Consider the following 23,141-nt stretch of genomic DNA (forward strand, 5'->3'; position numbering starts at 1 on the left):
TATTTAAATTGTATTTAACTCACTAGCTAACTCATCTAAATAACTTGTATCATTACGCAATAATTCCGTGAAATTTTGCCCGTCCGTTGTTTCTAAAATCGAGGTACTTGTATTTCCCAAGCCACCACGATCACGTAAATGCGCAAGTGGAATATTTAACAATCCACCCATTCCTGTCGTTAAAGCTGCCCCATGACTAAAGAAGATTAAATTAACATCTGGACCACCGTACATTGTAACCGCTTCTTGAACCGCCATTTTAAAGCGTGCTTGTACTTGTGGAAATGTTTCAGCCCCCGGTACTAAAGCTGCATCAAATTTTTCGGGATGATGGCGTGACGCTTCATACATATCGGCCCAGTTTTGTTTAACCTCAAGAAAGGTTTTACCTTCCCAAATACCAAAAGAAAATTCTTTTAAGCCTTCTTGTACAGTTAACGCTGGTTTGTGATCAAGATAAGCCAAAGTCTGTTCAGCTGTATCTACTGCGCGTTTAATCGGACTCGTAAAGGCATGTTTAAAATTGACATGCTGCAAATGTTGTCCTAATTTTGTAATTTGATCAGTTGATTCTGGTAATAATGGTGAATCGCCGCCGGATCCTTGAAAACGGCCTTCAGCATTCCAGACAGTCTTTCCGTGGCGGATAAAATATAATTTCGTCATGCAGTGATTCTCCAATCAAATTTTAGGTTATTACCTTCATTATAATCAAAAAAACGATTAGAAACAAAAGTTCTAATCGTTTTACTGTTAAAATTTTATTCTAATCCTTCTGTTAAAGCTTTTGGGAAATTCTCACGTACAATTTGTGCTTCATGAGCTGATAACATTGGGAAATCTTTATCTGTCCCCAAATCAGTGTGGTACATACGATCACGAGGTGATACCTCACCCACTGCATGATCAATCTTGACTTGGTATCCATTATAATTTTGTGCATCAGCTGGTGCATCAGCTACATTCTCTAAATGTAATTGTGACACAAGCAATAAGATACGAATATCTTGGTTTAATGATGCAACCATCTTAGATTGTTCATCAGTTAGGTACAATGTTAATGCAGCTTCAGCAGGCTTACCAATTAATTTAGCATTACGAGCTACTTCTAATGCCTTATTAGTTGCATCACGAAGTGTCATGAATGCATCCCAATTAGCAAATAACTTTGTATTATCGCCCAAATCTTCAACTTCAGGCATATCAGTTAGATATGCAAAATCTTCAGTTTCATATGGTAGATACTCAAAAATTTCTTCTGCTGTATGTGGCAAAATAGGCAAAATCAATTTATCCAAAGCCACTAAAATCTTGTACAAAACAGTTTGTAATGAACGACGGACGTGTCCCTTTGGTGCTTCAACATACAAAATATCCTTAGCAAAGTCCAAATAAAATGCTGATAAATCAACATTAATGAAGTTAATCAATAGCTTATGAATTGTTTGGAAGTCATATGCATCATAGGCTGCTTTAAATTCTTCAACCAATTTATTAAAGCGTGCATAGAAATATTGATCAACAGCTGTCATATCATCATAAACGACAGTATCTTCATTAGGATTAAAGTCTGCTGTATTTGCTAACAAGAAACGCATCGTGTTACGAATCTTTCGATAAGTTTCAGAAGTTTGAGCCAAAATATCCATTGATACACGCACATCAGCTGATGTATCAACTGACGTTACCCACAAACGAATAATTTCAGCACCCATTTGCTTAATCACTTCATTTGGTTCAATCGTATTACCAATTGACTTTGACATCTTTTCACCATTACCATCCAAAGCAAATCCTTGTGAAACAACTTGCTTGTATGGTGCTTTACCAGTAACTGCAACTGACGTAATAAGTGATGAGTTAAACCAACCACGATATTGGTCAGAACCTTCCAAAACTAATGTTTCAGGAAAATCTAGCTCTGGACGTGTTGCCATTACACCTTGGTGTGAAGTACCTGAATCAAACCAAACATCCATAATATCTGTTTCTTTGGTAAATTCGCCATTTGGAGAATGTTCATTTGTATAACCATCTGGCAACAATTCTTTTGCATCACGTTCAAACCAAACTGTTGAACCATGTTCTGCAACTAAATCAGCAACATGATCAATAATTTTTGGATCAATGATTGGCGTACCATCTTCAGCATAAAAAATTGGTAATGGCACACCCCAAACACGTTGACGAGAAATAACCCAATCACCACGATCACGAATCATATTGTAAAGACGCTTCTTTCCCCATTCTGGTTTGAAAGTAACGTCATCCAAAGCATCTAAAATTTCTTGACGGAAACTATCAATTGAAGCAAACCATTGTGGTACAGCGCGGAAAATAACTGGCTTTTTTGTACGCCAATCAAATGGGTAGCTATGCGTAATTGGTTCGGATTTAACTAATGCATCGACATCACGTAATTTTTGCAAAGAAATTTCATTAGCATCTTCATAAAAAATACCTTCAAAGTCTGGCCCAGCCTCAGCTGTCAAATAGCCACGATCATCAACGTTCATAACTGGTTTAATGTCATAACGTTGACCTGTCATGAAGTCATCTTCACCAAATCCTGGTGCCGTATGTACCAATCCAGTTCCAGTATCATCAGTCACATAATCAGCCAAAACAACCAAAATATCACGATCCATATATGGATGCTTAGTGACCATATATTCAAGGTCCTTGCCTTCAAACGTAGCCAAAATATTTGGTTCTTCCCAACCAAACTTTTCAGCTAGTGAAGGCAACAATGATTCAGCAACTAAATACTTCTTTTCTGAATCAGCAAGTTGTACTTGTACATACTTAAAATCAGGATGCACAGCAAGTGCTTGTGATGCCGGCACCGTCCATGGTGTCGTTGTCCAAGCAATCATGTACGTATTTTCATCAAGTAAACCTTTACCATCTTTTACTTTTTCTGAAATAAAAGCAGATTCTGAAGTAACATCATGATACTCAATTTCAGCCATTGCCAAAGCAGATTCTGATGACCATGACCAAAAGACCGGTTTCTTGCCACGATAAATCAATTGACGCTTGGCCATGCTACCAAATACACGTAATTGTGCAGCTTCAAATTCTGGTTGTAGCGTTAAATAAGGATGATCCCAATCTGCCGAAACACCCAAACGTTTGAAATCGGCCATTTGTTTTTTAACTTGCTTGTGTGCAAATTCATCAGCCATTTTGCGCCAAATAACCGGACCAACCTTCTTACGATCCTTACCAGCCTTTGTTAATTGCTGCTCAATTGGTAAACCGTGAGTATCCCAACCAGGTACATATGGTGCGTAAAAGCCATTCATTGACTTATAACGCACAATAATATCCTTCGAAATCTTATTCATAGCGTGACCAATATGAATGTTCCCGTTTGCATATGGTGGGCCATCATGAAGCATAAATGACGGCTTCCCTTCATTCATCTTTTGGCGACGTTCATATACTTTATTTTCAAACCAAATATTTTCGCGTTGCAATTCTGTTTGTGGTAAATTACCACGCATTGGAAACTTAGTCTTACCAAGGTTTAATGTTTTCTTGATCTTCATAATTATTTCCTGTCCCTTCTTTGAGATACGTTTTTATAAATTATGACTGTAATAAAAACATCCCGCATTAGTTGCATAACTAATGCGGGACGTTTTTGTACGTGGTACCACCCGAATTCACAGTTTAAAACATCTAAACTGCCTCTTCAAAATATGTGTATTAATTTTCTGCTGATAAATATAATTCGTTACTATCTTAGGCTTTCACCGTACCCTAAGTCGCTAGTTAGAATAAATTATATCGTTTGGTCAGAAACTCTATGCTATCTATAATAGCTAATTACTTATCTTTATTCAAGAAATTTTCTGAATCTTCACTATCTTCTGGGAAAATAACGACTGTTTCAGTATCTTGATCGACTTGTGGTGTTTCTTCTTCAGTTTGTTGAGAAACCGCTGCTGCTGAAGGTTCTTGGTAGGCTGCAGGTGTTTGGAACGCATTCCACTCATCAGTTTGTACCATATCTAATTGTGCACGTAGCAAGCCCTCAATTTTAGCTTTAAAGGCACCCATTTCTTGGTCCAGACCTTCTTTTTCAGCAACCAATGATTCATTTTTAGTTTGTGAATCAGTTAATAGTGCATTAGCTTTTGCATTAGCTTCCATTACAATCTTTTGTGCTTCAGCTTGTGCTTGTTGCAAAGCAGCTTCTGCTTCTGCTTCAGTTTGCTTTTTCAAGCGATCAGCTGCTTCTTGTGCAATTAAAATTGATGAATTAACTGATTGTTTCATTTCTTCAACTTGCTTTGCATTTGCATCAGCTTCAGCTAATTGTGTCTTCAAAGTTTGATTCTCTTGTAGCAAAGAATCAAAATCATCCACAATCCGATCCAAAAAGTCAGTAACTTCTGTCTTGTCATACCACTTGTTACGACTCGTTGTAAATTCTTTTGCATGAATTTCCTGTGGGGTTAATGTCATGAGATGTCTCCAATCTATTTTTTAATTACTGCCATTGTTAAACGCCATTTATCTTTTTTCGTCAAACCATTAAGCTCATTAAGTTTTAATCGTCCATAATGCCTTACAGAAATTAAATCATTAACTGCTAAAATATAATCTGGTTTATTAATTGTTGCCCAATTTACCTTAACCAAATCATGTTCAATCATTTCTTTAGTATGGCTTCTAGAAATATTATACCCATTTGCGACAATACTATCTAGTCGTAACGAGCTAACAGTTGTATTAACCATAACCCAATCATCATTAATAACTGTCATATCATTTTCAGTAACTTTTTGAAAACGTACTTTTGTTTTACCAATGCGATCCAAGTGACTCAAAATAAATGTGCCCATTGCTTGCGTGGTACTAAAGTACCATGTCTCAGACTCACCTTTAATGATATCACCTATACTTTGCCGTGCAATACCATTATGCATCAATGTACCTAAAATTGTACTATGATGTAATACCGTGAATTTTTCTGGATATTTAATTTGAATTAACATCACCTCAAAATCAATTGCATTTGGTTCATAATAACTTGGGGCAATTAATAAACGCTTATTTTCTGCACTCGAATATCCGCCAGATTCAAATACTTTAATATCATCTTGCTGATTAACGAGTGTCGTTACAATATAAATTTCTCTTGGGTTTAAAAAATTCGTCAGAACTGGACGATACTCATCCAATACCTGACGAACCAAACCCTCCGCTACATTAAGAAACGTGGTTTCATTAGAGCGGAAATGTTGTGCTATATTATCAACCATAAATTTCTCTATATTATTGTTTGAGCAATAGCTTGCAATCCCATTTCAGCAGCTTGGAGTAAAAGCAATCCCACTAAAGGCGTGAAATCAAACATACCGACTGTTGGAATAAAACGACGCAACGGGTTTAACACTAATCCGGCAATTTTTCCTAGTAGTTGACCAAATGACGATTGTTGTGCCCCAGGTAACCAAGACATCAACACCCAAATCACAAGCACAAATTCTAATGCTCGAAGTAGCAAATTCAATAATCCAAGGATTGTTGCCATATTACCACCTATTAATTAAATTGTTGTCCAAGATTTTGAGAAATAGTGCCTGAAATCTCAAAATTATGTGGCGTTGCTAAAAAGATGCGCTCACCCACACGTTCAATCGTGCCATCAACTGCAAATGCTGTACCACCTAAATAATCTAAAATACGTTTACCAGTATTTTCATCAATTGATCCTAAATTGACAATGACTGCTTCACCACCAAGTAATTGGGTAGCAATCGTTTGCGCATCAGCATATGTACGTGGCTCATATAATGCAATCTTAGCCGGCTCACCTCTTGAACCGTCCATTTTAATAACATTTGCACGACGTTCATTTGTTGGACGAGTGGCATTGTTATTATTAGATTCAGTAAAATTAGATTTTTGCTCTTCTTGACTCTCTTCAGACTCTTCGTCCTCATAGTAGTAGTTATCTTCACCACCAAAAATATAATCTTTAAATTTAAATGCCATAACCGAACTCCTTACTTGTCGCCACGCTTCATCCAATTAAAGTAAGCTGGACGTTCAATTTCTTCATCAGCTGAACTTGATTGGGCTGGAGCCGGCTGTTGTGCAGGTTGTTGTTGCGTAGGTGCAGCTGATTGAACAGGTGCACTTTGTTGTGGTTGCACCTTATCTGTTGGTGTTCCCCAATCAGCAAATGGATCATTGTTAACCACTGGTTGTTGTGCCTGTGGTTGTTGCTTTGGTTGTTCCGGTGCTACTGATTGAAATGGACTAGCTTGTTGTGCTGAACCCAAATTAATTTCTGGACGTGGCGTTTCAGGTCGATCGATACCAGTTGCAATAACTGTCACAACAAGATCGCCTTCCATTTCCATATCAATAGTTGTACCAAAAATAATATCAACGTCAGTACCTGAAGCTTGTGCAATTGTTTCTGAAGCTTCTTGTGCTTCAAACAATGACATGTCTGCACCACCCTTAACAGATAGCAAGACATTTGTAGCACCTTCAATTTTTGCTTCTAACAATGGTGATGCAATTGCTTTACGCGTTGCTTCAGCAGCACGATTTTCACCAGATGCTGAACCAATTCCCATTAAGGCAGTTCCTTGGCCAGCCATTGCTGTCTTAACATCGGCAAAATCCAAGTTAATGATTCCAGGCTTTGTAATCAAATCTGAGATACCTGAAACACCTTGTAGCAAGACATCATCAACCATCTTAAAGGCTTCCATAATTGGCGCCTTCTTATCAACAATTTGCAACAAATTGTTGTTAGCAATAACGATTAATGTATCAACATTTTCTTTTAGCTTTGCTAGCCCTTCATTGGCTGACTTACCACGGCGAGGTCCTTCAAAAGAAAATGGACGAGTGACAACACCAATTGTCAATGCACCAGAATCTTTTGCAATCTTAGCAATCACAGGTGCTGCTCCAGTACCTGTTCCACCACCCATACCAGCAGTAACGAAGACCATATCGGCCCCTTGCAATGCTTCTGTTAGTTCTTGTTCGCTTTCCTTAGCGGCAGCTTCTCCAACTTCAGGACGCGCACCAGCACCCAATCCGCGAGTAGCTTTTGAACCGATTTGAATCTTATTTTCTGCTGAAGAACGCTCAAGAGCTTGTGCATCAGTGTTGGCAACGATAAATTCGACGCCTTCTACGCCATCAGTTACCATTTGGTTAACGGCATTACCACCACCACCACCAACTCCGATAACTTTAATTGTTGCACCATATTCTTGGTTCATGTCCATTTGAAAATCCATGTTGAACTCCTTTTTTATTAATTTATGAATTAGTCAAAGAAATCCTTAAAGAAAGTCTTGATTCGATTTTCCTTCTTAGGTTGTTCTTCATCAGTAAACTCAGTCGTTCCATCTACCTCATCTTCAGTTTGAATGTTGGCTTGTTGCACGACTTTTGGTTGTTGTTGCTTTTGTCTTAGTTTTTGCTTTGGCTTTTCAACTGTATTTTCATTTGCTAATTGTGGCATTTTATTTTGTTGTCCTAAAACAACTAATGGTAACCCATATAAAGCCTGTTTAACAATCAATTGAATAGGTGTTTGTTGCGCTGCATAATGGATTAATGCCCATGCACCAGCATAGCCTGGATGACGTAACCCAATATCATTAGGTGTAAACAATTTTGTTTGCACCTTATAGGTTGCATGAATTGCTTCAGGAATTCCCCGTAAAGCAGCACCACCACCAGTTACAATAACACCGCCAGGCATTTGAAAGGCACCGACCATGTCGAGCTTTTCACCAAGCTTACCTAATATTTGCATAACTCTTGCCTCAATAATTTGAGCAAGTAGCTGTTCTGAAATTTGTTCGGGCTCTTCAGCACTAATTTTCTTAATTACTAATTGATTGTCTTCTTGTGATAACTTCGAAATTGCAAAACCAGAATCGAGTTTTAACATATCCGCATCATGTAAGCCAAGTTCAAGAACAGCACTAATATCACGCGAAATATTATCACTTCCAGCTGGGAAAGAAGATAAGAATTTCAACTGATGTTCATGAACGACTGTTGCTGATGTTTGACCAGCTCCCATATCTAGTATGATGGTGCCAAATTCTTGCTGACCATCATCTAATAATGTCTTACTATATGCTAATGGTGCCAAAACAAAATCACGTAGTTTTAGACCAGCCTTGCTAATTGCAAGGCGCAAGTTCCCCATAACATTACGTGGTGCACTATATGCAATGCCATTCATCGTAAGACGCATTCCAACCATGTCATTGGGATCTTGAATACCATCAAAATCATCAACAACAAATTCAGTTGGTATTAACTCAACTACTTCACGATCTGCAGGTAATTGGATTTTCACTGCCTCTTGAACAGTATTAGCAACATCTTCATATGAAATATGTTGACTGTCCTTAACAGTTACAGTTCCCTTCACATGTTGAATTTGAATATTACTTGCAGGTAAACTTGCGACAACTTCAGTTATTGGTTGTTCAGTTTGTTCATTTATTTGTGCTACTGCTTGACGAATATCAGTTGCTGTTGCATCAATATCCACAACAACACCCTTCTTGACACCGTGTGAAACAGACCGACCAACCGCTACAATATTAGCTTGTTGATCTCTAACATCTGCTGCTAGCACTTTAATGGTGTTAGTCCCCACATCAAGACCAACAATTAATCCATGGTTGGCCATCTCAATTCCTCCTTTTGACTACCATACAAAATGTTCATTTTAATAAACAATTCTTTAAGAATAATACCATACTTTAGGGTCAATCTTCCAGACCTGGGCTTAGTTTTATTACTTATATGGCTTAAAATATGCGCCAACTTGTAAATCTGCTTGCCCAGCTTGATCTAATTGTGCCACCATTCCTGGATAATACTTCATTTTTTTCGATAATTCATTTGCACTAATTAGAACTTCGTTACCATCATTCATATAAATTAATAAACGCTGATTATTCTGTTTATTCGGTGACCAGACGATTTCAGATACTGCATGCCGCAAAGGCATTGATAACTTACCAAACTCTGCCAATGTTTTATGCAGTTGTTTTGCAGACGTAAACCCATCATAAAGTGGTAACCCGCCTACTTGTTGATCACTCACTTCGCGATTTAACATATCACCATTTTCTAAAATTGGATAATACTTATTACCTGCTTTAACATAGCCAACTTTTAAAATTTCATCAACTTTAATTTGCAACGTATTATTTGATTTTAGCGTTAATTTCAAATGCGCAATCTGTGGATTTTTACTTTTAGCTTCCTGACTAAAATAATCACTTTGATATAACGTGGTTAATAAAGGCTGTCCTTTTTGTAATCCTGCTGCTTTTAAAATAGCTTTATCAGATAGTTCTTGTGTCCCAACAACATCATATTTTTGGACTTGACTAGCTGGTGAAATTAAATAAATTAAACCAACCGCTACGATTAATAGGACAACAATTGTTTTAACAGCCCGCCATTCGTGTGGAAATAAAAGTTTTTTCCATTCAATTCGCCGACTATTTTTTTGATTTTTATCATCAATTTTATCGTTATTGATATTCTGATCAGTCGCTAATGCTGTTGTTTCATCTGATTGACTTGTCTTTTTTTTATTAGCTTTAACACGCCATATTTTCGGCAATTTTTTCTCTTTGCCAGACGATTTTGCCAATTTTGTCTTCGATGACCCATCGTCTCCAGATAATAGTTCATTTAAATGAGTTTGAATATCTGAAGAATTCGCATTATCTTGTTCATTATGCGGATTTTCCTTTTTCTCAGTCATCGCAATCTCCTACACTTCTCCACACGAGTCCTACTAAATGGCACTCTTGATTAGGGCAATAAATTGATCAGCTGCATCAGGAACACCCATCTTCATAGCTGCATTAGCCATAATTTGACGTTTGTTATCATCGGTCATCAATTGATCAATCGTCGCAAACAACGTTGTACCTGATAGTGAGTCTTCTGTAATCATCTCAGCTGCACCTGCGCTAGCCAAACTACGGGCATTTTTAGTTTGATGATCGTTAGTAACATAGGGACTAGGAATCAAAATCATCGGTTTTCCTAAAGCAGTTTGCTCAGCTAAACTCGTTGCACCTGCACGACCAACAACTAGTGATACTCTAGGCATTAATTGCGGCATGTTACTAATATAGGGTACAACTGCAACATTTTTAGCTGCTGCAATATTTTTTTCTGCCATCTGTTGTTTAACATCATCATAACGTTTAGCACCCGTAACAAAAATAACTTGATAAGGTTTATTGGCAAAGTCATTTAAAGTTGCCACCATTGATGCATTAATCTTAATTGCTCCCTGTGAACCACCAAATACTAATACGGTTGGGACATCCGCCTTCAGCCCAATTTCATCCCAGTTAAAACTTCCTTGACCATCAACGACTTCTTGTGCACGTGGATTACCAACAACCGTTGCTAAATTATCTTTAAATGCTGGTAACGCTGCTGGAAATGCAACACCAACCTTTGTCACTTTACGTGCCAAAAACTTATTTGTTACACCAACGACTGAATTTTGTTCATGAATAACAGTGGGAATCCCCATTTGTTGCGCTGCATACAATACTGGTCCAGATACATAGCCACCAGTTCCAACCACAACATCAGGTTTAAAAGCTTCCAAATACTTTTTTGCCTCACGTGTTGCTTTTAAAAATAAATAAATGGTTTTAACATTATCAAGAGATAATGAACGATGAAATCCTTGAACGCGTAAAGGCTTAAAATCAAAGCCAGCATCTGGCACAATATTTCCCTCAAGACCACGTTGGCTACCAATGTATAATACTTGGGTGTCTTTTTCTTGTGCCATCAATCGTTTAACGGTTGCTAAAGCTGGATAGATATGGCCACCAGTCCCACCACCAGATACAATAATACGCATGTTTAAGCCTCCCTATTTTTTTCTTGTGACTGCGCCACTTTTTTAACAGCAGCAACAAATAAATTACCGCGGGTTTCAAAATCAGGGAATTGATCCCATGAAGCAGCCGCAGGTGATAACAAAATCACTTCGCCAGGTTTACTTTGCAAAAATGCAGGTTGCACAGCATGGGGTGCATCTTCTGCATAAATCACCGGAATATTTAATTGCTTACCAACTTGTGCTAATTTGTCAGCCGTTTGACCAAATACAATCAAAGTTTTCACATGTGCTCTAATAGATGACAATAATCGCATCTGATCATCACCACGATCTAGGCCACCAGCCAGTAAAACAACCGGTTCATTAAATCCAGATAAAGCCATTTCTGTTGCTTCAATGTCTGTTGCTTTTGAATCATTATACACTTTTCGACCATCAAAATTACCAATGTATTGTAGTCGATGTTCAACCCCAGAAAAGCCACGTAATGCTTGTGCAATATCTTTGGTTGATATTGCCATCAGTTTTCCAACAGCAATCGCTGCTAAAGCATTGTCAATATTATGCTCCCCAGGAACACCTAATTCATTTACAGCCATAATACGTTCTTGTTGGTAATATAACGCATCTGCCTTAAAATATGCACCAGCTTGACTATTGCCTTGTCGTGAAAAAGGAATAACTTGCGCTTTCGTTTGTTGTGCCAAGCTACGCCATTCTTCTGTATCATAATTTACAACAAAATAGTCATTTGATGTTTGATGTTTTGTAATATTCATTTTAGCTGCAACATAATTTTCACGACTACCATGGAAATTCAAGTGTGATGCAAAAATATTAGTCAACACTGCAATATGAGGCTTAGGTTGTGGCATCCCCATCAATTGAAATGACGATAATTCAGTTACCAAAATATCTTCTTTAGCCATTGTTGGCGCAATTTCACTGACTGGCACGCCAATATTACCAGCAACTAAAACATGATTTTCAGTCGTTGATTTTTTTCGCAACACTGAAGCAATCATTTCTGTCGTCGTGGTTTTACCATTAGAACCCGTTATAGCAATCCAGTTATCTGAAATATATTTTTGTGCCAAGGCAACTTCCACAACAATTGGAATTTGTTGTTCTTTTGCTGCTACTAAAATAGGGATTGTGTATGGAATACCTGGATTTTTCACAATTAAATCAATGCCGGCCAACAATGCACTAGATTGTTCAGTCGTAAATTGTGCTCCTCTTTGTTTTAATGCAATAACTTTAGTATCACTTTCATCTAACTTGGGATCCGAAATAATTACGTGCGCTTCTTCCTTTAACAATAAGCTTGCTGCAGCCGCACCAGAACGAGCAAATCCAATAATTAATACGTTTTTATTCATTACTTAGTACCTCTTTTTAGATATGTATATGGGGGAAACCCCCATGAATGTTTTATTATGTGTTTAATAGAACCAAATAAGAAGGTAAATAACAGCCATAACTAGCCCAATTCCCCAGAAGAAGAAATTAACTTGCCATTCATTCCAAGGTTTGTCAGTATTACCTGTTAACCCACCTTTTTCAAAACTGTGATGAATTGGCGTCATCAAAAATATACGCTTTTTAAAGAAATGGAAACTTGTTACTTGGATAATGACACTCAATGTCTCCATCATAAAAACAAAACCGATGATTAACAATGACCATTCATGATGTAACACTAATGAATTCATAGCTAAACCTGCCCCTAATGCAAGTGAACCAGTATCCCCCATAAAAATTGTTGCAGGATAATGATTAAACACTAGAAATCCTAACAGAGCCCCTACCATCAAAGCATCTAACAAAACCATTGTCATATCGCCTTGAACAATTGCAATCACTAAGTAAGCAACATAAGCAATAATCGCTGTTCCTGAGGCTAAACCATCTAAACCATCAGTTAAGTTAGTAGCATTTGACCAACCCACTAACCAAAAAATTGTAAACAAGGTATAAACGACGATGCTGTGCAACTCACCTAAACCAAACGGTAAAGTTAGGAAAAAGTCGAACTTGCCAACGGCCAAAACAATGACCCCTAAAATAGCGGCAGCAATTTCAGAAAATAATTTTGGCAAAAAGCGTAAGCCTTCATCACGGTGGTTAAATACCTTAATACTGTCATCAAAAGCGCCAACAATTGCAAAAACAATAATCGCAATTAAAGTTGCCCATCCAGTTGAGCCCGTATTATTAGTAACTAATGATAATAGAATAAATCCAATCACAACGACTGGAATAAATGCTGCGCCTCCCATTGTTGGTGTGCCAGCTTTTGCAGCGTGATCTGGTTCATGCTCACCTGTTCGCATCACCAACTGCGCAACCTTGATTTTCTTAAACCAATCACGTAACCGTGGTACTACTAATACTGTAACAATCAGACTAAATACTAGTCCCAGTAAAAACGTCGACATTCGACTACTCCTCTCACTCACATGTGTTTTTATCTTTATTCATTTGGTTTTTTAAATTCAACTGTAATTTCATGATAACCATCAGATAGGGCGGTTCCCTTGTTCAACGACTGTGTGGTTACAAATCCATTACCTTTAATAATTGCCTTTACATTGGCCATCTGTGCCCATGATAAGACGTCGCTTTTTGCCCAGCCATGCATATTGGGAATAGTAATATTTTTACCAGTATTCAAAAAGACGCGTTGATCAATCAATGATTCATCACTAGCCATTGGTGATTGTGATTTAACCGTATTGCCATCTCCCATAATAACTGGTGTTAGATGATTTGCTTTAATTTCTTTACGGGCATCACTAACCGATCCACCAACAACTGTTGGAACTTTAACCTGTTGATTTTCACTCACAACAACTTTGTTATCATTATCTGATAAATCGAGCGCTTGTTGCATATTAGTCTTGAAAACGTCTGACATATCTTTGGTAATATTTTCCGTATTTTTCTGCGGTTGTTTAGTAACAATATACATCAAATACCGCGGATTATTAGACGGTGCCATCCCCATCCATGAATGAATTTCATCACTATTATTACCAGGTGCTGAGTACCCAAGGGCAGTTGCAATTTGAGCAGTACCTGATTTACCAGTTGTTCTAACATTTGGAATCGCATAGTCTTTTCCTAAACCATGTTCTGAGTAGATAACATCTTCTAATTGCTTACGCGTTTCCTTAGCCGTTTCCTTACTAATTGGCTTACTAATAACATTTGGTTTTGGTTGTGAAACAACCTTCTTTGTATTTGGATCAACAATTTTTTCAATGATTTGTGGACGTAATTCTTTACCATTATTTGCAATAGCTGAATATGCCTGAATCATTTGCAAAGGTGTCACTGAGATACCTTGACCAAATGCCGTATTAGCCTGTTCAATTGGATATTGGAACTGCATATTTCCAACGGCTTCATCTTGAAAGCCTGATTTGGTTGACTTTAAGAATTGGAATCTATTAAGGTACTTCTGCCATGTTTTTGGCCCCATCTTTTGTTCAGTTAAGGCCATCGCAACATTGGATGATGCTGCAATTCCACGCGCATAACTAATTGTTCCCCATCCTTCACCATTATTCCAATCAGTAACTTTTTTATTACCAATTTTAAGTGTTCCAGATTTATAGAGGGCGTTTGGATTCCAATTATCCGTATCAATTGCAGCAGCTAATGTAATTCCCTTTAAGACAGAACCGGGTTCAAACGCTGTGCCATATAACTGATTAGTCCATAAGTCACCTAGTCCTTCACCTGTCTGGGCATTGAAAGTTGGTCGCTGCGTTGTAGCCACAATTTTACCTGTTTTTGTATCCATCATGACGGCTATTGCAGCCTTGGGCTTCATATCATCAGATAATTGCTGCATACTTTTTTCAAGGTTTGATTGCAATTTCATATTAATCGTTGTGTAAATATCATAACCATTTTTAACAGCTAAGTTTTTCTTTGAAACACTATGATCAGTAGAATCTGTTGACGTTGTTTTGACACCATTATGACCAGTCAATTTTTTATTCCAGGATTGTTCCATTCCTGAGACGCCAGAAATCGTTTGACCACCGTCATGATGTTCTTTTTTAGTAATACCAATTAGGTCTGATGCAAATGTACCATTGGGATAAAGCCTTGATTCACTACTGGTAAAAGTCAACCCCGGAATATTCAGACTCTTCAATTGCTTATATTTTTGAACACTCAAATTCGAACCAGCTGTACCGAACTGAACTTGCTGTAAATTACTTTTTCGTCCATTTTTTATCGATGTTTCATAGAATTCGGCTTCACCACCCAGGACGTCTGCTAGCTGTTTACCAACTTTAGCGTCTTGCGTTTTTTTAACATACATTGGTTTACCTTTTGCTGATTTTTGATTTTTATCTAATACAGCAGCCAATGTATACGTTGTTGAGGATTCTGCTAGGGGATTACCCACAGCATCAAAAATTTCACCACGTTTCGCAGGAATATCATTTTGACTTTGATAGATTAGTTGCGCTGCTTGGTCTAATTTATGACCTTTTACCTCTTTTGTGATTGAGATACTAGAAAAACGGATTCCTAACACAACCAACACACCTATCATCAATATAAGCAAAAGTTTACCTGTATTGCGACTATTTTTATCCGCTTGGTTACGTTTTGGCATCCGTTGTTTTTTTACCATGCTACTTTACGTTCCTTATATTTTGATTTTTCAGTGTTAACCCATTTTTTTCAGCAATGCTGTTTAATCGTTTAGGGCTTGATAAATCACTGACTTGTTGCTTTAATGTATTGTTTTTATTGCGTACTTGTTCTAGTTGCGCTGAAGTTGCTGCTAATTGTGTATTTGCTGTTGTACTTTTATTTGCCGTAAAAATCACTAAAAATGCAGCCGCGATAATAGTCACTACCACAGCACCAACCATGACAAAATCCATAGCATTCCACTTAGGTTTAGCTAATTTTATTTTTTTAGCTCTACTTTGACTATTTGTTTTGACTTTTGGTTGATTAATTGGTTTACTAACGACATTTTCATTGTAATTATTACGGTATTTTGGCAGTCCGTCCATAATAAGCCTTCCTCTATCAGTGTTTTACTTGATTCTTTCAATAACCCGTAACTTAGCAGAATGTGCCCGTCGATTTATTGCTAATTCTTCTTCGGAGGGCAAAATGGGCTTGCGTACGACTAATTTAAAATCAGGTTGCATTTCTTCTGGAATAATTGGCAATCCAGATGGTAAGTCTGGAATTGTTACTTTTTCTTTAAACATTGTCTTTACTAAACGATCTTCTAGTGAGTGGAAAGTAATCACTGCAATACGACCATTAACGTTTACCATTTCTAACGCTTGCGCTAACGAATCTTCCACAGCACCTAATTCATCATTAACGGCAATGCGAATTGCTTGGAAAGTCCGCTTAGCCGGGTGTCCCCCCTTGCGCCGTGCAGCAGCAGGGATGGCATCTTTGATAATATCTACTAATTCAAATGTCGTTTCAATTGGTTTGATTTCGCGTTCATGTTCTATTTTACGAGCAATCTGCTTAGCGAACTTTTCTTCACCATAACGTGAGAAAATACGCAATAACTCATGAAATGACCATTCATTAACTACTATTCGCGCCGTTAAGTCTTGTGATTGATCCATACGCATATCAAGTGGGGCATCATAGTTATATGAAAAGCCGCGTTGACCATCATCAAATTGTGGTGACGAAACACCCAAATCATAAACAATGCCATCAAAAGATGGTACCCCATTCTCAACCAACGCATCATGAAGGTTACGAAAATTAGTTTGAATGAAATCAATTTTCCCTTGTGCTAATTCGCTTTTAAGATGTTCCTGATTAAATGTAATTGCCGTTTCGTCTTGATCGAATGACCATAGCTTACCGGTTGTTAATTTACTTGCTAATAGTTGCGAGTGCCCACCACCACCGAGTGTCGCATCAACATATACGCCATCTGGTTTAACGTTTAGTGCCTCAATCGCTTCTTTTAATAACACTGTTACATGTTTAAACTCTGTCATTGGCTTCTTTGTTCCCTTCAAACCTTTTTTCGAACTAACATTAAAATTCTAGTTCTTCCAATCCATTTGCAATGTCATCAAAATTTTCGGCAGTATTATCTTCATATGCTTGCCACTTTTCAGTACTCCATAGTTCGAAGATATTATCGCCCATTCCAAAGACTGTCACGCTTTTTTTGATTTGTGCATAACTACGCAATGTTGGTGAGAGATTGATACGTCCTTGTTTATCAAATTCAACTTCAACAGCACCACCAAAAATAAACCGCTTAAATTGACGCGCTTTAGTATTCGTTTCAGGTAATGCATTAATTTTTTTTGAAAAGTCTTGCCATCCTTCAAGCGTATAGGCACGTAGAGAATGATCCATCCAACGTGTAATCACAAAAGATTCACCAAGTTGATTACGAAATTTTGCCGGGATAATCAGCCGGTTTTTAGTATCTAAAACATGTTGAAACGTTCCCATGAACATCAGCTGATCCTCCTGTATAAAAATTCGTATTATTAATAGATACAATTCACTAATTTATTTAACAATTCAATACTCTTAATTTACCACAATATCCCACTTTCAACCACCTTTCCCCACCATTATCCACCATTATTTTCAATAGATTTGCTTACATAAATATTGATATATAGGGATGCAATCGTTTTTTTGACATAATTCTTACAATTGTGGGTATTTTTAAACACAAAAAAAGCGTCATCAGATAATCTGATAACGCTTTTTAAGCTTAAAGTTAAACTTCACGAAAACCGCCGTCAACTGGAATTTGTTTTTCAAAATCCAATTCTTCTTCTTGCCCACTTGTAAAGGCAAAAATTTCGATAATTAAATATAAGATTGCTAAATAATAACCATAGAAAGCTGAATTAATTTGCAACCAAATTGATACTAAGTAAACAATTGGCCAAACAAGTAGAAGCGCCCAATTAGATCCTGTTTTTCGTAAAAACATTCCTGTCAGAACACTAAATAACATGTTAACAATAAAGAGTGACACAATTATTTTAAAGTTCACAGTTAAAGCTGTCTTATTTAAAATATAAGGCAATAATACGCCCAAAATTGGCATCCAAATCCAAAAACGCCAATCAAAAGTTTTATTAAATTTTTTCATCTAAAAACCTCTATATTTACTATTTATTTAATTCCATTACATAACTTAAAACACTTAATGCATATATTGGTGCTGTCTCTGCTCGTAGAATCCGAGGTCCTAGTCCAGCAGCTACAAAACCATCTGCTAACAAGTATTCAATTTCTGATGGTGCTAGTCCACCTTCAGGACCAAATAAAAAACAAATCGCATCATCAGGCTGCAAAGCTTGTAATTTTTGCACTAATTGACCTGTTTCACCTTTTTTAGCACTTTCTTCCCAAGCTACTATTTTTATCATTTCTTTTGGTAATGACAACCTGGATAGCTTAGGCACATACGTCACATCAGGTATCCTTAAACGATGTGATTGTTCTGCAGCTGCCACTGCTATTTTATTTAACCGTGCTATTTTTTTAGCTGCCTTTGAGCCCCAATGAGAAACAGACCAGTCTGTTTCGACAATAATTATATGATGTGCACCTAATTCAGTTGCTTTTTGAACAACAAATTCTGATTTATCTCCCTTAGCTAGTCCAATAATAATTGTAGCATCTACCGGCAATTCAACAGCTAATGTTTGTTGAGATATCGTTGTCATCAACACATAATCATCATGTAATTCTGAAATTTCAGCAATGATGACATCTTGACTATTAGGCAATACGAACTCAGCTTTAGCTCCTTCTCGACTACGTAGCACCGTTATAAAATGATGTGCTACAGTTTCAGGTAATTTAAATTGTTGCCCAGTTGGTGTTTCATCTAAAAAATATCTTTGCATTAATTGTCCTCAAGATTAAATTTAGCAATAATACCGTACCAATCACCTAATTTCATTGATTGTTCAACAACTAACCCATTTTCTTGCAAATCAGAAATCATTTTATCTCGTTTATCATAATAAATACCAGATAATAAAAACCGTCCATTAGGCTGTAAAACATTTTTAACCTTTGGTATCAATAATTCCAATACCTCTGCCAACATATTAGCAATAACAATATCGTACTGTTTATTTGGTACATCATTTAATAAATCACTAACCATTAACTGCATATCAGCCGCCTGCGGATTAAGGTCAACATTACCTTGTGCTGATGCCACTGCAACGTCATCAATATCTGTTCCTAAAATATCACCAGCACCTAACAAACGAGCTGCAATTCCTAACACACCAGAACCAGTGCCAACATCAATAACGGTTTCACCACCGCGAACAACAACTTCCAGTGCTTGTATCATTAACTTTGTGGTTGGGTGTGTACCAGTTCCAAAAGCCATACCTGGATCTAAGACAATAACTTGTTCATCCTTTTGTATTGGTTGATAATTTTCCCACTTTGGCACAACAGTAATGTGTCTTGTAACACGTACTGGATGGTAATATTTTTGCCATTCTGTTGCCCAGTCGTCGTCTAGTACGGCTTGAACTGTCACCGTCCCAGGGTGTGCATCTAACCCAAAATCAGGTAACTCATCTACTGATGATTGTATTTTATTCGTTAACAATACCAAATCAGCCTCATTAGCAAAGTAACCACTGACACTAGCCCCAGATGTACGATGCACAATATCTTCCGCTTTAACCATTACAGTTGCATCTGATGGTTGATAATGATCTAACTCAGTAGAATCATCAATTTCAACACCTTCTGCGCCATTAGTCATTAAAATATTACTAATTGCTTCAATTGATTCTGTTTGTGTTTCCACAACAATTTTTTGCCAACTCATGAACATCCCTCGTTTACATTAATTTAATTAAGAATACCACAAAATAATATTATCGCCCACACACTACCGATAAAATAAAAAAACAGCCATAATTTTGGGATAATCAAACTGAACTCATTAGTCGTTTACTGCTGCTAATCATTGAGTCATATTTTACCGAAAATTATGGTTGTTTATTTTTTATAAATTAGTCAATTGTAACGATTGTCATCAAGTTAGTTGTACCTGAAGTTGTCACTGGAATTCCAGCAGTAACGATGATTGTATCACCCTTGCTTGCTAGACCTGACTTAACAGCTTCTGATTTAGCCTTTTCGATCATATCGTCCGTATTACCCATTGGTTCAGTGATCGTTGGTTGTACACCCCAGTAGATACTCAACATACGTTCAACACCCTCAGTAAACGTCAATGCCAAAATGTCAGCATTTGGACGATACTTAGAAATCATTTTTGCAGTATAACCAGAGTTAGTAGCAGCAACGATTGCCTTAATGTTTAAGTTACCAGCAGCAGTTGCAACAGCTGCTGCAACTGATTCAGTGACATCTGTTGCATCAAAGTGGTCGTCATGACGACCATTCATGGCCAATGACGTTTCTGCCTTTTCATCAATACGAGCCATTGTAGCAACTGCTTCAATAGGATATGAACCATTAGCTGATTCACCTGATAGCATTGTTGCATCTGTACCATCAAACACAGCGTTAGCAACATCGGAAGCTTCGGCACGTGTTGGACGAGGATTTTCTTGCATTGAATCAAGCATATCAGTAGCCGTAATAACTGGCTTACCAGCAGCATTCATCTTACGAATCAAGTTCTTTTGTACCAATGGCACATTTTCAGCTGGAATTTCAACACCCATGTCACCACGAGCAATCATCAAACCATCAGAAACCTCAAGAATTTCATCAAAATTATCAATTCCCTCTTGTGATTCAATCTTTGGGAAAATCATAACTTCTTCATGGTTTGCTTCTGTTAACAATTCACGAATTTCAAGAACGTCAGCAGCTTTACGAACAAATGAAGCAGCAATGTATTGAATATCATTATTCAAACCAAAGCGAATATCATCAGCATCTTTTTCAGTGATACCTGGCAAGTTGATCGAAACACCAGGTGCATTAACACCCTTACGTGATCCCAAAATACCATGGTTTTGTACTTCAGTTACCAATTCTTTATTAGCTTCATCTTTTTGTGTGATGACCATGTCCAACTTACCATCATCAAATAAGATGTGACCGCCAACTTGAACATCCCCATACAAACCTGGATATGTTACGGCAATCTTTTCCTTAGTTCCTTCAATTGTATCGTCCATTGAAATACGAACAACATCACCAATGTTAAATTCAATCTTACCTGGCTCTTGTACGGTAGTACGGATTTCCGCACCCTTTGTATCCAACAAGAAACCAACCTTCTTGCCAGCAGCTTTTTCAGCCTCGTGAACAGCATTCATTCGTCCTAAGTGTTCCTCATGATCACCGTGTGAAAAATTGAAACGGACAACATTTGCGCCAGATTCGATTATTTTAGTAATCGTCTCCACATCAGAGCTGGCTGGTCCAAGCGTTGAAACAATCTTGGTCTTCTTCATGATTAAAAATTTCTCCTTAGTAAAAGATATTGGTATTTCTATCTGCAATCATTGTACTATTTATCACTATCTTTGTATACCAGTTCAACTCAGCATTTGTTTCATTATTAGAACACCTTACGTTAAAAAAAAATAAAAACGCACTTACAATAACAATTAAAGCGCTATCATAAAATAGAATTTAATTTGTAAATAATGACATATAAAAAAGATTAGAACAAGATGTTCTAATCTCTTAATAACCATTTAATTAGTCTAGCGAACGTGCATCAGTGTCTAAGTCCACTTCCGTTAACTTACGTAATTTTGTATGATGTTTAATTTTATAACCAAAGTATAAGATTGCAAACAAAGGCAATGCCATATAAGTTGTAATAATGCCGGGCCAATTCCAGTCCATAATTGAACCTTTAAACGAAGCCGTATCTTGACCAATGACGACGATAATTGATAACGTCAATGCAATTATTGGGCCAACTGGGAACCATTTTGCCTTATAACGTAGCTTATTTACATCACGGTTTTGCGCTGTGAAAGCTCGACGGAATCGATAATGTGAAATAGCAATACCAATCCATGCAATAAATCCAGTCAAACCAGATGCTGCTACCAAATAATAATACAAGTTTTGACCAAAAATTGAGGTTACAAAAGTAAGTAAACCAACAACAACCGTTGCTATGACAGCTGGAACTGGAATTCCTGACTTAGCATTAACCTTTTTAAATATCTTAGGTGCCATCCCATCAACAGCCATGGCATAAAGCATACGAGTCGATGCATAAAGCCCCGAGTTAGCCGATGATACAACAGCCGTTAAAATGACCGCATTCATAATTGAAGCTGCTGCTGCTAATCCTGCCGATTTAAATACTAGCGTAAATGGTGACACGGATACATTAGTTTCACTTGAGCGTAGCAAGTTTGGATCCTTATAGTAAATAATTGCACCAATAATGAAAATAGAAAGAATATAAAACAGCAAAATCCGCCAGAATATCTGCTTTACAGCTGCAGGTACTGATTTTTCTGGTGTTTCAGACTCACCAGCCGTAATCCCAACCATTTCAGTCCCTTGAAATGAAAAACCTGCGACCATAAAGACTGACAAAATACCACCAAAACCACCAACAAAGCCATAGTTACCACCAGCCGATAAATTACGTGCAACATCTGGTTGATGGAAAACAATTCCCAATATTGTTAATAATCCAACTAGCAAAAAGGCAATAACAGCAATAATTTTAATCATCGCCATCCAAAATTCAGTTTCTGCATACGCTTTGGCTGACAATAAATTAATTGCTGTAATTAGAATTAATACTGCTGCTGACCAAATCCAACTTGGTACATCAGGCAACCAAAATCCCATCACAACACCAACCGTTGCTGCTTCTACTGCTACAGTAATTGCCCAATTAAACCAATAGTTCCATCCCATTGCAAAGCCAAATGCTGGATCAACAAACCGATCAGCATAAACTGAAAAAGACCCGGCAACTGGCATATAAGTCGCCATTTCACCTAAACTAGTCATTAAAAAGTAAACCATAACGCCTATTACAGCATAGGCAGTTAATGCACCTAGTGGACCAGCTTGTGAAATCGTTGCCCCTGAAGCGACAAACAACCCTGTTCCAATAGTTCCTCCCAAAGCAATCATTGAGAGATGACGGGTTTTCATCGTTCTTTTTAGATGCCCCGTCTCTTGTTGATTATCAGTCATAATTCCTCCTAAATAAGGCCTAACGCACTATAAAAAATAA

The 23,141-nt window shown here is 37.4% G+C and carries 21 protein-coding genes; all 21 read right to left on the reverse strand.

Features of this window, described 5'->3' with window-relative positions:
• Positions 1-3: 3 nt before the first annotated feature.
• The 21 genes from FFM55_RS05425 to FFM55_RS05525 all read right to left on the reverse strand — a co-directional run bounded on the left by FFM55_RS05425 (position 4) and on the right by FFM55_RS05525 (position 23,101).
• Positions 4-666, reverse strand: coding sequence for a histidine phosphatase family protein (locus FFM55_RS05425; protein WP_042493335.1), 663 nt, complete (start codon positions 664-666; stop codon positions 4-6).
• A gap of 95 nt (positions 667-761) precedes the next feature.
• Entirely contained in the window at positions 762-3,554 is a 2,793-nt protein-coding gene (ileS, locus tag FFM55_RS05430; protein WP_137600654.1) for an isoleucine--tRNA ligase, read from the reverse strand.
• A 280-nt stretch (positions 3,555-3,834) separates the two neighbouring features.
• A complete protein-coding gene (locus FFM55_RS05435) occupies positions 3,835-4,476 on the reverse strand; it encodes a DivIVA domain-containing protein (RefSeq protein ID WP_042493332.1) in 642 nt (213 codons plus the stop codon).
• 14 nt (positions 4,477-4,490) lie between these two features.
• A complete protein-coding gene (locus tag FFM55_RS05440; RefSeq protein ID WP_042493331.1) occupies positions 4,491-5,276 on the reverse strand; it encodes a YlmH family RNA-binding protein in 786 nt (261 codons plus the stop codon).
• Positions 5,277-5,284: 8 nt separating this feature from the next.
• Positions 5,285-5,548: a YggT family protein gene (locus FFM55_RS05445; protein WP_042493328.1), complete on the reverse strand. Its 264-nt coding sequence runs from the start codon at positions 5,546-5,548 to the stop codon at positions 5,285-5,287.
• An 11-nt stretch (positions 5,549-5,559) separates the two neighbouring features.
• Positions 5,560-6,012 (reverse strand): cell division protein SepF, encoded by a 453-nt coding sequence (locus FFM55_RS05450; RefSeq protein ID WP_042493326.1) that lies wholly within the window; start codon positions 6,010-6,012, stop codon positions 5,560-5,562.
• A gap of 11 nt (positions 6,013-6,023) precedes the next feature.
• A complete protein-coding gene (ftsZ, locus tag FFM55_RS05455) occupies positions 6,024-7,283 on the reverse strand; it encodes a cell division protein FtsZ (protein WP_042493324.1) in 1,260 nt (419 codons plus the stop codon).
• 29 nt (positions 7,284-7,312) lie between these two features.
• Positions 7,313-8,701 carry a cell division protein FtsA gene (gene ftsA, locus FFM55_RS05460; RefSeq protein ID WP_137600655.1) on the reverse strand — a complete coding sequence of 463 codons (1,389 nt, stop codon included), beginning with the start codon at positions 8,699-8,701 and terminating at the stop codon, positions 7,313-7,315.
• Positions 8,702-8,809: 108 nt separating this feature from the next.
• Positions 8,810-9,793, reverse strand: a complete 984-nt coding sequence (locus FFM55_RS05465) for a cell division protein FtsQ/DivIB (RefSeq protein WP_042493321.1) — start codon at positions 9,791-9,793, stop codon at positions 8,810-8,812.
• Positions 9,794-9,826: 33 nt separating this feature from the next.
• On the reverse strand, positions 9,827-10,921 hold the full coding sequence (gene murG / locus FFM55_RS05470) for an undecaprenyldiphospho-muramoylpentapeptide beta-N-acetylglucosaminyltransferase (RefSeq protein WP_137600656.1): 1,095 nt from the start codon (positions 10,919-10,921) through the stop codon (positions 9,827-9,829).
• A gap of 2 nt (positions 10,922-10,923) precedes the next feature.
• Positions 10,924-12,285, reverse strand: a complete 1,362-nt coding sequence (gene murD / locus FFM55_RS05475) for a UDP-N-acetylmuramoyl-L-alanine--D-glutamate ligase (protein ID WP_042493319.1) — start codon at positions 12,283-12,285, stop codon at positions 10,924-10,926.
• A gap of 63 nt (positions 12,286-12,348) precedes the next feature.
• Positions 12,349-13,344 (reverse strand): phospho-N-acetylmuramoyl-pentapeptide-transferase, encoded by a 996-nt coding sequence (mraY, locus tag FFM55_RS05480; RefSeq protein WP_042493316.1) that lies wholly within the window; start codon positions 13,342-13,344, stop codon positions 12,349-12,351.
• Between the two features lie 35 nt (positions 13,345-13,379).
• Positions 13,380-15,563 carry a penicillin-binding protein gene (locus FFM55_RS05485; RefSeq protein WP_137600657.1) on the reverse strand — a complete coding sequence of 728 codons (2,184 nt, stop codon included), beginning with the start codon at positions 15,561-15,563 and terminating at the stop codon, positions 13,380-13,382.
• A 1-nt stretch (position 15,564) separates the two neighbouring features.
• Complete coding sequence (ftsL, locus tag FFM55_RS05490) at positions 15,565-15,954, reverse strand: cell division protein FtsL (protein WP_042493314.1); 390 nt, start codon at positions 15,952-15,954, stop codon at positions 15,565-15,567.
• A 24-nt stretch (positions 15,955-15,978) separates the two neighbouring features.
• The gene (gene rsmH, locus FFM55_RS05495; protein WP_042493312.1) at positions 15,979-16,923 is read right to left on the reverse strand and encodes a 16S rRNA (cytosine(1402)-N(4))-methyltransferase RsmH; all 945 of its coding nucleotides are present in this window, start codon (positions 16,921-16,923) and stop codon (positions 15,979-15,981) included.
• A 40-nt stretch (positions 16,924-16,963) separates the two neighbouring features.
• Entirely contained in the window at positions 16,964-17,398 is a 435-nt protein-coding gene (gene mraZ / locus FFM55_RS05500; RefSeq protein WP_042493309.1) for a division/cell wall cluster transcriptional repressor MraZ, read from the reverse strand.
• 271 nt (positions 17,399-17,669) lie between these two features.
• A complete protein-coding gene (locus tag FFM55_RS05505; protein WP_042493308.1) occupies positions 17,670-18,050 on the reverse strand; it encodes a hypothetical protein in 381 nt (126 codons plus the stop codon).
• Between the two features lie 19 nt (positions 18,051-18,069).
• A complete protein-coding gene (locus tag FFM55_RS05510; protein WP_042493306.1) occupies positions 18,070-18,813 on the reverse strand; it encodes an RsmE family RNA methyltransferase in 744 nt (247 codons plus the stop codon).
• Positions 18,813-19,766 (reverse strand): 50S ribosomal protein L11 methyltransferase, encoded by a 954-nt coding sequence (prmA, locus tag FFM55_RS05515; protein ID WP_137600658.1) that lies wholly within the window; start codon positions 19,764-19,766, stop codon positions 18,813-18,815. Before prmA ends, FFM55_RS05510 begins: the two co-directional genes overlap by 1 nt.
• 187 nt (positions 19,767-19,953) lie before the next feature.
• Positions 19,954-21,375, reverse strand: a complete 1,422-nt coding sequence (gene pyk, locus FFM55_RS05520; RefSeq protein ID WP_042493302.1) for a pyruvate kinase — start codon at positions 21,373-21,375, stop codon at positions 19,954-19,956.
• A 250-nt stretch (positions 21,376-21,625) separates the two neighbouring features.
• A complete protein-coding gene (locus tag FFM55_RS05525; RefSeq protein ID WP_042493300.1) occupies positions 21,626-23,101 on the reverse strand; it encodes an amino acid permease in 1,476 nt (491 codons plus the stop codon).
• Positions 23,102-23,141 lie beyond the last annotated feature (40 nt).

The organism is Weissella sagaensis, assembly GCF_005405285.1.
GTDB classification, from domain to species: domain Bacteria; phylum Bacillota; class Bacilli; order Lactobacillales; family Lactobacillaceae; genus Weissella; species Weissella sagaensis.